The sequence below is a fragment of the Paenibacillus sp. A3 genome, assembly GCF_001399685.1.
Lineage (GTDB): Bacteria > Bacillota > Bacilli > Paenibacillales > NBRC-103111 > Paenibacillus_G.
On record NZ_JTHN01000211.1, the window covers coordinates 1 to 11,840 of the forward strand.

The window sequence follows — 11,840 nt, forward strand, 5'->3', positions numbered from 1 at the left end:
TCACAAGCTCGTGGACATACCATGAAGCCGGGAATGCATCGTCGAAGGTTATAAACGCTATCAATTGATAGCGCCGTGCAGTTGCAATTTTCACGGCTTCTTGAAAGCATCCCGTAATGACCAAATGTGTCTTATGGGATAGTTGACTCATAATTTTGCTGCTTTCCTCGCAATCACCGGGTTTTGGAAATATGAATAACATACTCAAGTAAATCGCTCCTTCCCCTGACCATGATTTTGTTTCATTTTACAACAGGCAAATTTAGGAACGATCTGCATTTGTTGCTAATCTTTAGTCTTAATTTGACATATTTTCTTCATATTCCCCTCAATAGAGCGCAAATTTACCCGACAATCCGACAACAAAAAGCGAGTCCTTACGTTTCGGCGATCGTATGCTAAAGGCAGCACAAGTAAAGGAGGAACGGTCGTTCATGTATCCATTCGATCGCTTTGAGATCGGGCTGCCCGACCGGCAGGCCGATTATCCGACGCAGGTGGCGGATTGCGCTTATGTCCGATGCGCGAACCCGATTTATGCCGGGGAACCGAATTGGCATTATTACGGGGAATGGTTCTGCAGCTCACTGTGCATCGCCAAGCACCTTGGGGCGGATAAACGCTGCGCGAATTAACCGAAGTTGACGCGACAGGACTTCCGTACGCCAACTTAGGCTGTCGAGCAGATCGGCAGCCTTATATTCGTTCGTGAAATCAATCTGCCAGGCTCCCTTGCTTGCCCTTTCGATCACGAGCCCGAGCTCGTATAGAAGCGGACGGACGTCCGCCAAAAATACCAGCTGGCCGCAAACCATACCGGCGCAAGCAGCAGCATGGCGATCAGCATCTCCGCAGACCCTTCCTTATCCAGCAGCACGCCGACCGGAACCGTAAACACGAACAGAACCGGAAGCGCGTAGGAAAAGACGATCCGCGAGACGCCCCCGTATACCGTGGAGGGTACGAACAAAAAGCCGAACAGCGAAAAAAACACCTGATTGACGAACTCCGCCCGCTGGACCCACATCGACAAGGTTACGATCACCATGCACACCGAGTACAGCATGACAAGACCGATAGCGGTAAACAGCAGCGCCCCTCCGAGCCGAAACCAATCGGTCTCCCAGCCGATATGAGCGGAGCTGTAGAGGATCATACCCAGCGCCGATACGAGATTGAGCGCAAAGCCCAGATGCGGATCCGACAGCGAAATCATGAACTGGGAGTGGATCGGCTTTAACAGAACGAAATCGAGCCGGCCCGTCGTAATTTTTTCGGGAAGCGTCTGCAGGTTGTTGATCGCGAGCATCAGAAACAGCGTAAAAAACAGCTCGGCGAACCCCCGGTAAAACAGCATTTCGTACTTGGTCCACCCCGCAATAGCATCCACATGGCCGTAAATCGTCCGGTAAAAATAGACGAACAAGCCGAAATTCACGGACATCCCGACGCCCCAAAATATAAAATGAAGCGGCGACTGCATTTCCCGAATCAGCGCGATTCGCAAAAACGTCAAATAGACTCTCCCGTACCTTCTCACGCGTTCATCCTCCCACCGCCTGATAACTTTTCACGCCTTTTCGCCAAATCCAATACGAGACGGCCGATAATATGCCAATCCACAGCAGCTGGCAGCCGATCCCTTCCATAATCTGCCGTTCGGTGAGCCCGTTCGTGCAAATTTTCGCGGTAAAATACACTTGATACGGAAATGGAACGAGACGGAAAAGCCATTCCAGCGATGTAAACACATCCGGGGGGAACCACATACCGCTCAAAAACCAGTAAACATTGCTGAAAAATATAAACAGCACATGATACCGCACGAACCAAAAAGCCAACAAGCCCAGGCAGTAAAAGATCAGAAAGCTGATCGCAAGCCCGAGCAGCGCGCTCGCGACCGCCCAGCCCGGCTGCTGCGGAAGCGCATCGGGAGCGAGCAGACCGGCTGCCGTCATTCCGGGCAGCAGCACGACAAGCGGGATGAACAGAAGCGCAAACTGAATGCTTCGGCGTCCCGCATTGACGAAAAACATATACGCGAAATAATGGACCGGCTTGTTCAAATACTGGTTCAGCTTGCCGCTCTCGATATCGCCGGCAATCGTGTAATGGATGCCGTCCGCCAGGACGACGTATTTCAACAGCGCGATAACGACCAGGTACAGCGTCATGGAATAGGCATTGTAGCCGGCAATGTCCGGCGTTTCGCGGAAAATCATCGCCCACATCGCCAGCGGGATGAGAAGCGTATACAGATTGATCAGCCAGCTTATGACAAAATTTAACCGGTACGTCATCGCATCCTGCACGGTAAGCAGCCAGACGGTCCCGTATTTACGTAACCTCCGCATGCGGATTCTCCTTCCCGTACAGCCGCTCGATCGTATCTTCGATGGGCGGCTCCTCGACGCTGATATCTACCGGCATCCAGCGCCCGGTCGAGGCGATGAAATCCGGTACCCGCTCCCGTTCCAGCCGAAAGGTAAAGTCGTAGTCCCGGCAAGACATCAGAACATCCCGCCGCTGATCCAGCCATTCTTCTTCCGGAAGCGAGGCGAAGCGGACCTTGACGATCTGTCCTCCGCCCATCCGGCGTTTGGCCTCCTCCAGGCTGCCGTCGTAGACGATCCGGCCTTCGCTAATGACAATAATGCGACGGCAAAGCGTGACGATATCTTCCATGTAATGGCTGGTCAGCATAATCGTCGTCCCGCCGCTTCGGCTGTATTCGCCGACAAAGCTGCGCAAGCTCCGCTGCGAGGTCAGATCGAGTCCGATCGTCGGTTCGTCGAGAAACACGATTTTCGGATCGTGCAGCAGCGAGCCGATGATTTCCATCTTCATCCGTTCACCAAGCGACAAATTGCGCAGCGGCACGCTCAGCAGCGGCCGGACCGACAGCGCGGAGGACAAGTCGTCCACCCTTTGCCGAAAACGCTTCTCCGGAATTTCGTAGATATCCCGGTTGAGCGCGAACGAATCGATCGCCGGTATGTCCCACCACAACTGGCTGCGTTGGCCCATCACAAAGCTGATCTGCCGCAAATATTCCCGCTTCCGCAGCGAAGGCTCATGTCCGAGTATGCGCACGTAACCGGACGTGGGGAACAGGATGCCCGAGCACATCTTCAGTACGGTTGTTTTTCCCGCCCCGTTCGGTCCGATGAAACCGACCGTTTCACCCGGTTCAATGCCGATATCGATGCCTTTGACCGCTTCGTTCACCCGGTATTCGGGACGGAGAATACCGCGCAGCGCGCCTCCAATCCCTTCCTGCTTCACCGGGACCTTGTACCGTTTCGTCAAGCTTCTGACATCCACTGCTTTCCGCATAGCTTCGCTCCTTTTGATCGCTCAAGGCTTCGTCTTGTGCCATCTTAGCACGGGAGCAACCGCATCAATAGGCGTACGTTGGCCGACTGTTCGGCGTTCGCTGTGCGTCGCTGCACTCCGCAACAAACACCGGACGGCCCGGCAACAAACGCCTAGGCAACCGCTTTCGTTTTCACTTATAGTGGAACAAGCGGCTGCGGGCCGAAATCCGAATATGGGACAAGGCAGGGAAGAAGGATGACCAGATGGATGACAACCGATGAGCGAGCGTTTTTTGACACAAACGGTTATGCGGTGATTCAAGGGCTGTATACCCGGCAGGAAACGGAAGAGATGAAGCAAGAGCTGGACAAAATTTGGCTCGACCGCATCGTCGCGGGCTCCATTGTGCAGCAGCCGAAGCGGCCGCTCGACAGCTTGTTTCCTCCGCTGCGCGACGTGCATCTGACCAGCGAGCACCTGCTCGGCGTTATGACCGATTCGCGCCAGTTCGACCTCGTCGAGCAGATCATCGGCGAAGAGGCGCTGGCCATCGGAACCGGTTGCTTTTTCAAGCCCCCGGGGGCGGCGGCGCTTCCGTTTCATCAGGATAATTACGATATCGGGGTGTATCCGGGTACGACCTGTGCCGTATGGATTTCCCTGGATGACACCGATCCGGATAACGGCGGACTTCGTTTCGTGCCGGGAACGCAGCATATGGGGCTGCTTCCGCCGAAAATTCCGGGTCACGCGTCCGTTTACGGGCAGGCGGTACCGGTGCCCCGTGGCTACGAAGTGGCCCATGTGCGGACAAGGCAGGGGGATGCCGTCGTGTTCGGTGGAAACATTCTGCACGGCTCCAATCCGAATGTCACCAAGCACCGCTTCCGGCGTGCGTTCGTCACGCATTTCGCCGGCGCCAGCACCGAAAAAATCATGGTGCATCATCTCGATTTGCGCAATCGTCACGGCGAGCTGATGCAGCGCCGGATGAACCGCTATCATAAGCTGCAATTTATCGACGAATATCAAAGGAGGAAATGACATGTCCGAATTGTTCAGCCGGGTGGATACCGTATTTCTAATCGCCGAGGAATTCGACCGGTCCATCGAATGGTACGGGGAGAAGCTCGGATTGACGCCGGGATACCGTTCCCGGGGCGCAGCGACCTTCCACGCGGGAAGCGGCACTCCCCTTACGCTGATCGACGCCGCCGTGCTGGAGGAGGAGCATCCGATCTTCAACTTTTACACGCCCGATATCGATGCAGCCCACAAGCATCTGACGGAGCGCGGCGCCGATCCCGGCCCGATCCGCCATTACGGCGATATGGCCACCTTCGACTTCCGCGACATTGACGGCCGGCTGCTAAACGTCTGTCACTATTGAGGCTTTGTGCGTATAAATCCGGTACCTTTTACGAAAACAGGCGCTAACATGGTTAGCGCCTTAGCCTGTTGAGAAAGTGGTTAAACGGGATTATAGAGGTTACGAAAGGGTGGGGTATACACTGGAGGAGCGATAGCGTTCGCCTTTGTCTGCGGGAAATATCCGCTGTTTAAGCGGCTTCAATCAAATTTCCTGCAGACCTGGGGTCCCCGCAAAGTACTCGGACCAGCTTCTCTGATTTAACTTCACTTTGTGGGGTGGAGCAGCGACCGGAAGTGTATACCCCACCCCCCTCGTAACTTCTGTTACCTCAATTACCTACTTTCTCAACACTCTGTCGTCAGTGCGGCCGATAAGCTCTCGCCCCGCCGATCAAGGGACGCTCCCCCCGGTGCCGGCCATTCGACGGGATGGGAAAAAGCGTCTCCCGCACCGACTGCGGCCACTCCTGGATGACCGGCCCGTGCGTCATGAGCAGCGCCTGTACCCAGCGGTCGATGCCAAAGCCGACGCAGCCCGATTGGAACGTATGGCTCCCGTCGTCGATCCCGAACGATTGGCATAAAAGCGAACCGCATAAGTTGAACGACGTAATGGCAGCGCCAGTCTGGTCGTCCGGTGTCACCCGCAATTCGTACTTCAGCGCGCCGGATTGCTGGTAGAACAACATGGCGCCGTCGTCGTGAAAATAAAACGGGTCCGTCGCCGTTTCCAGATACCCGCGCAGCCCCAGCCGCTCGAACAGCGCCCACGAATCCTCCACAAGGGTGGCCCGCATCTGCTCGACCGGCTGTTCCTCCCCGAGAAACACGATTTCGCGCATCCGGAATTCGCGCACCCGAACAGGCGACAGACGCGCCCGGTGCTCATGACGGTAACACGGACCGGCAGCGGAGAACAATTCCAGCTTGCCCGGTTTCCGCCGTTCGGCGGCTAACTCCGCATACACGTGGTAGCAGACGCAAGGCTGCAAATACAGCTCGTTATGCCGCATCAGCTCCCCGAGCGGCTGCTGCTCGCTCAAATGGGAGCGGCAGCGCTCCAACGTTTCCTGCTCATGCTCCACCTCCGAAACGCCGTACACGTTTTGCGGATAATGGTACATATAGCCGCTGCGCATCATGTGCTCCATCGTCATAAAGGACGGGTAGCGTCTCATTTGCGCGCCATAGCCTACCGCCATGTCAAAAAACAACCGGTCCAGCGCCTGCTCGGCCAAAGCGGCATCCCCGGTCAAACGCAGGCTGCCGACCGGCGCGAGCGGGGCCTGCTCCCGGCACGGACGGGGCGGCTTGTCCGTCCGGTTGTCCTTCAGCGTCTTGCGCGGGATAAGCCGGATCTTCAGGTTGTCATGCAGGAAGCGCTCGGCCTTCCGGCGAAAGGCTTCCTCGTCGTTCCCCTCGTAGTCGACCTCGACCTCCGTCTCGCCGACCCGCACCGCCGTGATGCGTTCGGACAAGTAATACATCGACTCCGCCACTTCTTTTGCCTTTTCCCTGGCTTTAGGGCTGGACAAAGCATAACGGAAGCGCATCTCCGTCTCCTCCTCTCCATTCGTGCCTAGATTTAGTTTCGCTTAATATATTGATCGTACAAAGCCGTGTCCTTGTACGTAAAAATCGATTGCTGCATTTCGATGATTTTTGGGGAAGAATTGAGCTTGCGCCTTACCCTCTCGCCATGCTTGTCCACCAGATACCCGTAATTCAAGGTTACTTTCTCCAGACTCGCTCCGGCAAAATGCGTGACAAACGAACGGCGATACCGGTACGCCGACTTGTTGCGCGTCGAACCGTGATACATATTGCCGTTGAAAATAACGACGTCGCCCGGTGAGGTGCGGATTTGAACCGGTTCATATCCTTCTGGCACGCACAAAACTTCACTGCCGTACGCGTTGCAGCTTCCTGGCAGCACCTCGGCGGAGACCAGGTCCAGCTTCTGCGTTCCCGGCACGAAGAGCAGGCTGCCGTTCTCCTCGTCGGCCGGGTCGATGCTAACCCATACCGCATAAGACGTGCCCGGCCATACGCCGATATGGTAATTATCCTGATGATACCCGAGTCCCCGCGTGCCCGGCGGCTTGTAATAGTAGCTCGATTGAACCGCAACCGGCTCTTCCCCGATCAGCTCCTCCAGCGTCGCAATAACCCGGGGCTCCAGCATGAACTTTACGATCTTCTCGTTTCCCCGGTGAAAATCCCGCAGCCGGTTCGGGTACAAGCTTTCCAGCGGCCGGTCCGGATGCTGCACAATTTCGCCCGATGCAAGCAGCCCAAGCCAGATGGACAAATACTCGGCGCTCAATTCTTCCAATTGCTCCGGATCGTAACCTCCACGAACGACCAGATAGCCCTGTTCCTCAAAAAACGCCTTCTCCTTCGTACGGACAAGCGATTGGGTCATCTTCATCCTCCTCCGCATTAAAAATGGCAAACGTTCAGCAGCTGCCCGCTGTCATCCCTGAAATCGAACGTTTGTACGGTTCCGTAATCACGAATCGGCCCGACCTCCACTCCGAGAAGCTTCATTTCCTCATAGGTCCCCCGAAGGTCGGACGTGTAAAAATTGAAAAACGGACACTCCTCCTTCACCGCCTCCTGCGGCACGAAGGTGATCGGCGTTCCGTCGCCCGCCTTCAGCGTGGCGATCAAATCGGTGCGCCACTTGATCTTCAAGCCGAGCGTCTCCGTATACCACCGTACCGTCCGCTCCAAATCGGGCACGCGCAGCAGCACCGTATCTATCCGTTCCAACCGATGCTTCACCTGAATCCAACCTCCTGTTATCGGAACTGCCGTGCGCGAAGTCCGCACATTCGCCATCTCCTCCCGGCCTCCGTTCCCTTTCCTTCCGAATTGTAGCACCGTCCGGCGAGCGCTTCCTCTGCCTAGCTTGTCCGCTAATCGGGTTTTGTTGCCGTCTTTTCCGGCCGTATCCAAAACCCGATCGCTCGCCAAAAGCCGAGTCGCCCGTGCGGACGAGCGGCTATAATCCGTAACAGCGGCGCCGGGCCGGCGGCCAACTGACGAAAAGAGGTGATTCCGTTGCGCGAAATCAGTGTGGTCATACCCGTATACAACCAGGCATACCCCCTGTCTTTAACCCTGTACGGCTTTACGCGGCAACCGCCGCCGTTCGACCGCTGCCGCATCATCGTGGTGGATGACGGCTCGTCCGAGCCGATCGAAGCGGTTGTCGAGTCCTACCGCGACCGACTGAATATCGCTTATGTAAGGCTCCCCCGCAAAGGCCGGGCGGCGGCGAGGAATGAAGGCGTACGCCGAGTGGGCGAAGGGATCGTCGTGTTTTGCGATGCGGACCGTATCCCGCGGCCGGGCTTCTTGCAAGCCCATTACGAAGCGCACTTCGGCGCGGAAACGAGGATGGCCGTCGGCCATGTCCGCGAGCTGTACGTTTCGGAACCGGAGCGAAACCGGGAGCTGGTGCTGGAGCGAATTAGAGGGGAAACGCACGACCGGGTACCCCAATTTTGCCGATTGGTGTACGGCCTGTTCGATGCCGACGGCGGCACCTCCGCGGCCGCTGCCTGGGTGTCGACGTTAAGCGGCAATTTGTCCGTTCCCGTAGAGCTGTTCCGGCGGCTCGAAGGGTTCGACGAACATTTTCACGAGTGGGGGTTCGAGCACATGGAATTCGGCTACCGGGCGCATCTGCAAGGCTGCCGGTTCCGATACGCACACCAGGCTGTCAACGTGCATTTGGCCCATCCGCGAAGCGGCGCCTCGTACGAAGCGCTCATTCGCCAGAGCCACGCCTACTTTTACAAAAAGCACCCCCGGCCGGTGATCCGACAGTTTCTCGGCTTTATGCTGGGCCATACGAGCCTGCGGCAGCTCGAGCAGACTGCGCTGGCATGCGAGGGAAGCGGACGTGCCGCTTCCGTTCCGGATGAGTTTGTCCGGATCACGAATTTTTAACGAATAGCCTCTCCAAGTCCAAAGAAAAGAGGAGCTGCGCTCATGACCTATATGACAGAAGGCGGTAATAAGCCGTATCCGGTGCTTCATCCATTTACGTATATGCCCGAGCCATCCGCGTTCGATTCGGGCAGCCCTTACATCCGTCTGTGCCGCGCCCAAGGATGCTGGGCATACGACGAGCAGAACCGGTCATATCTGTACGCTACGACGGGCGCCACGTCAGTCGGGCTCGGACATCCCCGCGTTCTGGAAGCAATAGCCAAGCAATACGCGGCGCTCAGCTTTGCCTCCACGTGCGCGCAAAGCCATCCGCTCGCGGTCCCGCTCGCCGAACGGCTCATTCGTCTGTGCGGCGGGCACTACGCCAAAGCGTTCTACAGCGCCGACGGCTCCGGCGCGGTCGAATCGGCCATGCGGCTCGCCAAACAATACTGGATCGCGGCCGGCCAGCCCAAGCGCTCCAAGTTCGTTTCGCTGGAGGGCGGCTATCATGGGACGACGTTCGGCTCCGGTTCGGTCACGCATCTGGGCATCCGCGAAATGTTCGGACCAGGACTTGCGGGGTGTTACAGCGCCGCGGCGCCCAATCTGTACCGCCCCCCGGTCGAAGGAAAGCCGGAATGGATTGTTTCGTTTTGCCTCGATCATCTCGAGGAAACGATCTTCGAAGCCGGGCCGGACGAGGTGGCTGCCGTGCTGCTGGAGCCGGTACAAGGGGTGAACGGCATTATTCCCCTTCCCCGGGAGTATGTGGCCGGGGTGCGCGAGCTGACCCGCAAATACGGTATTCTGCTCGTGATGGACGAGATCGGGACGGGACTCGGACGGGCGGGGCATTGGACCGTATCTCAGCATTTCGGCATCCAACCGGACCTGCTGACGGTTTCCAAAGGGCTGACCGGTGGCTATTTTCCGCTAACCGCCACACTGCTCTCCGCGGAGATGGACCGACTCCTCTTCGGCCGGGGCGGGGTTTTTCTGCACGGGGTGACGCTAAGCGGACATCCGGTCGGCTGCGCCGCCGCTATGGCCGTACTGGACATTTTGGAGGAAGAAGGGCTTGTGGAGCGCTCCCGCCATGAGGGAGCCGCTATGCTGTCCGAGCTGAAAAGCGGACTTGGAGATCACCCGTTTGTCGGCGACATCCGGGGCATGGGCATGATGCTCGCTATCGAATTCGTCGCTTGTAAGGACAGCAAGCGGCCGGTAGACGATGCGTTCGGCTTGCGGCTGTCCAAGCTGCTGCGCGAAGCGGGCGTTCTGGGCAGCTTCTTGAGCGGCGTATTAACGCTGTATCCGCCGCTGACGCTCGGGCAGGACGAAGCCCGGCAGCTGACAAACGCCGTGATAGGTGCGGTAAGCAAGTTGTCATAAATATTTGCGGAAACGGAGGAAAGGCATGAGAACGAGTCGCAGCTTGGCCCGTTATGCGCAGGATACGAACGATCTCTTGAGATCGTTATACTCGCCGATGATGCACGCATTGTGGATGGTGATGACGACCGGGGAATGGAAATGGGTGCAGGAATCGGTGCGTCACGAGAAAGCTTACCAGAAGACGCTTTCGTCCCCGCTCTTCCGGAGGAACTTGCTGCGGCGTATGGACGATGACTCCGCAGAGCCGCTTCTGCGGCGGCAGCTTGACGTGCTGAGTCGGGAGATGCTCGAGCATCGGGCCTCCCCCGTCAAACGAGAACGGATGGCTTCCCTCTGGAACGATCTGCACTATACGCTGGCGACGTTCCAGGCGGAAGTGAACGGGGCGCTGTTGTCCGAGCATTCCATACTCGTCCTGCTCCGTTCGCTGCGGGATACCGGGCTCCGCCGGAAAGTGTGGCTTGCGGGAATGCAGGTCGGCGCTTCCGTCGCCCCCCGGCTGATCGAGCTTGTTACGCTGCGCAACGAGGTTGCCGTCAAGCAGGGCTTCGCCAACTTTTACGAAATGAAGCTGTATGCCCAGGAAACCGAGCCCCGGCTGCTGGAAGAGCTCATTCGTACGATCCGGCGCGGGCTGGACGCGGCATACCGGGGGGAGAAGGAACGCATCGACGAGGAACTCGCCGAGACGTTTCGCGTGTCCAAGAGCGCTCTCCGCTCCTGGCACTATGCCCATCCTTTCGTGCAATCGCACAATCCGTTCCTGCTGGGGGAGACGATCGATCCCGATGGCATCGAGGGACGGGTCGCTTCCTGGCTTCACAGCCGCGGGTTCGATATCGGGCCGGTGCTCCTCCGCTCGGATACGGCCTCAAGGAGCGGCAAAAGCCAGGCCAACTGCTGCCTGAACGTCAACCGGGGAGACGACATCCGGCTCTCCTGCCATTTAACGCCAGACCGCAAAGGACTTTCCTTGTTTCTGCACGAACTCGGCCATGCCGTCTACGAGCAGGAGATCGATCCCGCGCTTCCGTTTCTGCTTCATCAGCCCGCGCATCCTTTGCTGAGCGAGGGAACGGCGCTGCTGTTCGAGCGGCTGGCGTGGGACCGGGGCTGGCTTCAGGAGCTGAACGGCGGAATCTCATTCGTGTCGGAGGAACAGGATACGGGCCCCGCGCTGCGCAGAGAACTGCTCGTGAAGCTGTACTGGACGATGACCGTCGTCGAATTCGAGAAGCGAATGTACGAAAACCCCAGGCAGCCGTTGAACCGGCTATGGTGGGAGACGGTCGAGCAAATTCAAGGAATCCCCCGGCCGGAAGAATGGGACTTCCCCTACTGGGCGGCCAAAGCCCATCTGACCACGCTGCCTGTCCATTATTACAATTACTTGCTTGGCGAAGTGGCCGCTTCCCAATTCCAGCACGAGCTTACGGCCCGGTTCGGCACTTGGCGGTCCGCGGAAGCGCTCGGGTATTTACGGGACAGCATATTCCGTCCGGGGGCCGCCAGACCTTGGACCGGCCTGTTGGCGGAAGGCTTCTCCGGCAGGCTGGACCCGTTGCCTCTGATCAGGCATCTCCAGAATACGACAACACACGAGGAGCGAAGGGAATGAGCTGCGGGGACAACAGGACAAAGAAGGCGAGGTGATGACGAGTTTGACTAGGATGCGCTCCCGATTTTTCAACGCCGTCGAATACGATCCGGAAACCGGCATCATTACCAAAACGAGCCGGGCCGCGGCGAAGCTGAAAGACGAAATCCGCTGGTATCTCGATTTACCCGCAGAGCTGCGCAGCCTCATTCCC

13 protein-coding genes are annotated in these 11,840 nt (G+C 57.7%); 6 read left to right on the top strand and 7 right to left on the bottom strand.

What is annotated here, in order from left to right; genetic code table 11:
- A partial coding sequence (locus QJ48_RS39010) for a hypothetical protein (protein ID WP_237763094.1) occupies positions 1 to 208 on the bottom strand: 208 nt, incomplete at its 3' end.
- 226 nt (positions 209 to 434) lie between these two features.
- Here QJ48_RS39010 and QJ48_RS28505 point away from each other — a divergent pair.
- On the top strand, positions 435 to 635 hold the full coding sequence (locus tag QJ48_RS28505; protein ID WP_054976766.1) for a hypothetical protein: 201 nt from the start codon (positions 435 to 437) through the stop codon (positions 633 to 635).
- A gap of 113 nt (positions 636 to 748) precedes the next feature.
- Here the strand turns inward: QJ48_RS28505 and QJ48_RS28510 are convergent, their stop codons facing one another.
- The 3 genes from QJ48_RS28510 to QJ48_RS28520 are packed head-to-tail and all read right to left on the bottom strand — an operon-like array spanning position 749 to position 3,336.
- Complete coding sequence (locus tag QJ48_RS28510) at positions 749 to 1,540, bottom strand: ABC transporter permease (RefSeq protein WP_157261780.1); 792 nt, start codon at positions 1,538 to 1,540, stop codon at positions 749 to 751.
- 4 nt (positions 1,541 to 1,544) lie between these two features.
- On the bottom strand, positions 1,545 to 2,354 hold the full coding sequence (locus QJ48_RS28515) for an ABC-2 family transporter protein (RefSeq protein WP_054976768.1): 810 nt from the start codon (positions 2,352 to 2,354) through the stop codon (positions 1,545 to 1,547).
- A complete protein-coding gene (locus tag QJ48_RS28520; RefSeq protein WP_054976769.1) occupies positions 2,338 to 3,336 on the bottom strand; it encodes an ATP-binding cassette domain-containing protein in 999 nt (332 codons plus the stop codon). The genes QJ48_RS28515 and QJ48_RS28520 overlap by 17 nt, the downstream gene beginning before the upstream one ends.
- Positions 3,337 to 3,573: 237 nt before the next feature.
- Here QJ48_RS28520 and QJ48_RS28525 point away from each other — a divergent pair, with 237 nt between their 5' ends.
- Both QJ48_RS28525 and QJ48_RS28530 read left to right on the top strand, forming a co-directional pair.
- The gene (locus QJ48_RS28525) at positions 3,574 to 4,362 is read left to right on the top strand and encodes a phytanoyl-CoA dioxygenase family protein (protein ID WP_082420717.1); all 789 of its coding nucleotides are present in this window, start codon (positions 3,574 to 3,576) and stop codon (positions 4,360 to 4,362) included.
- 1 nt (position 4,363) lies between these two features.
- Positions 4,364 to 4,708 carry a VOC family protein gene (locus QJ48_RS28530; RefSeq protein WP_054976771.1) on the top strand — a complete coding sequence of 115 codons (345 nt, stop codon included), beginning with the start codon at positions 4,364 to 4,366 and terminating at the stop codon, positions 4,706 to 4,708.
- Positions 4,709 to 5,048: 340 nt separating this feature from the next.
- Here the strand turns inward: QJ48_RS28530 and QJ48_RS28535 are convergent, their stop codons facing one another.
- From QJ48_RS28535 to QJ48_RS37725, 3 genes are read right to left on the bottom strand one after another with little or no spacing between them, the layout of a single operon-like run.
- Positions 5,049 to 6,242, bottom strand: a complete 1,194-nt coding sequence (locus QJ48_RS28535; RefSeq protein WP_054976772.1) for an aminoacyl--tRNA ligase-related protein — start codon at positions 6,240 to 6,242, stop codon at positions 5,049 to 5,051.
- Between the two features lie 32 nt (positions 6,243 to 6,274).
- Positions 6,275 to 7,114 carry a phytanoyl-CoA dioxygenase family protein gene (locus tag QJ48_RS28540; protein WP_054976773.1) on the bottom strand — a complete coding sequence of 280 codons (840 nt, stop codon included), beginning with the start codon at positions 7,112 to 7,114 and terminating at the stop codon, positions 6,275 to 6,277.
- Positions 7,115 to 7,131: 17 nt separating this feature from the next.
- Complete coding sequence (locus tag QJ48_RS37725) at positions 7,132 to 7,476, bottom strand: VOC family protein (RefSeq protein ID WP_063858187.1); 345 nt, start codon at positions 7,474 to 7,476, stop codon at positions 7,132 to 7,134.
- A 279-nt stretch (positions 7,477 to 7,755) separates the two neighbouring features.
- On the opposite strand from QJ48_RS37725, the gene QJ48_RS28550 reads away from it, so the two are divergent.
- The 3 genes from QJ48_RS28550 to QJ48_RS28560 are packed head-to-tail and all read left to right on the top strand — an operon-like array spanning position 7,756 to position 11,647.
- Positions 7,756 to 8,649, top strand: a complete 894-nt coding sequence (locus QJ48_RS28550) for a glycosyltransferase family 2 protein (protein WP_054976775.1) — start codon at positions 7,756 to 7,758, stop codon at positions 8,647 to 8,649.
- Between the two features lie 42 nt (positions 8,650 to 8,691).
- Positions 8,692 to 10,026, top strand: coding sequence for an aspartate aminotransferase family protein (locus tag QJ48_RS28555; RefSeq protein WP_237763095.1), 1,335 nt, complete (start codon positions 8,692 to 8,694; stop codon positions 10,024 to 10,026).
- A 25-nt stretch (positions 10,027 to 10,051) separates the two neighbouring features.
- Entirely contained in the window at positions 10,052 to 11,647 is a 1,596-nt protein-coding gene (locus tag QJ48_RS28560) for a M2 family metallopeptidase (protein WP_054976776.1), read from the top strand.
- Positions 11,648 to 11,840: the final 193 nt, after the last annotated feature.

Bases quoted from the DNA above. Each gene is read 5' to 3' on its own strand.
- QJ48_RS28505 (WP_054976766.1), top strand. From the start codon at position 435: ATGTATCCATTCGATCGCTTTGAGATCGGGCTGCCCGACCGGCAGGCC.
- QJ48_RS28515 (WP_054976768.1), bottom strand. From the start codon at position 2,354: ATGCGGAGGTTACGTAAATACGGGACCGTCTGGCTGCTTACCGTGCAG.
- QJ48_RS28520 (WP_054976769.1), bottom strand. From the start codon at position 3,336: ATGCGGAAAGCAGTGGATGTCAGAAGCTTGACGAAACGGTACAAGGTC.
- QJ48_RS28525 (WP_082420717.1), top strand. From the start codon at position 3,574: ATGACCAGATGGATGACAACCGATGAGCGAGCGTTTTTTGACACAAAC.
- QJ48_RS28530 (WP_054976771.1), top strand. From the start codon at position 4,364: ATGTCCGAATTGTTCAGCCGGGTGGATACCGTATTTCTAATCGCCGAG.
- QJ48_RS28535 (WP_054976772.1), bottom strand. From the start codon at position 6,242: ATGCGCTTCCGTTATGCTTTGTCCAGCCCTAAAGCCAGGGAAAAGGCA.
- QJ48_RS28540 (WP_054976773.1), bottom strand. From the start codon at position 7,114: ATGACCCAATCGCTTGTCCGTACGAAGGAGAAGGCGTTTTTTGAGGAA.
- QJ48_RS28555 (WP_237763095.1), top strand. From the start codon at position 8,692: ATGACCTATATGACAGAAGGCGGTAATAAGCCGTATCCGGTGCTTCAT.
- QJ48_RS28560 (WP_054976776.1), top strand. From the start codon at position 10,052: ATGAGAACGAGTCGCAGCTTGGCCCGTTATGCGCAGGATACGAACGAT.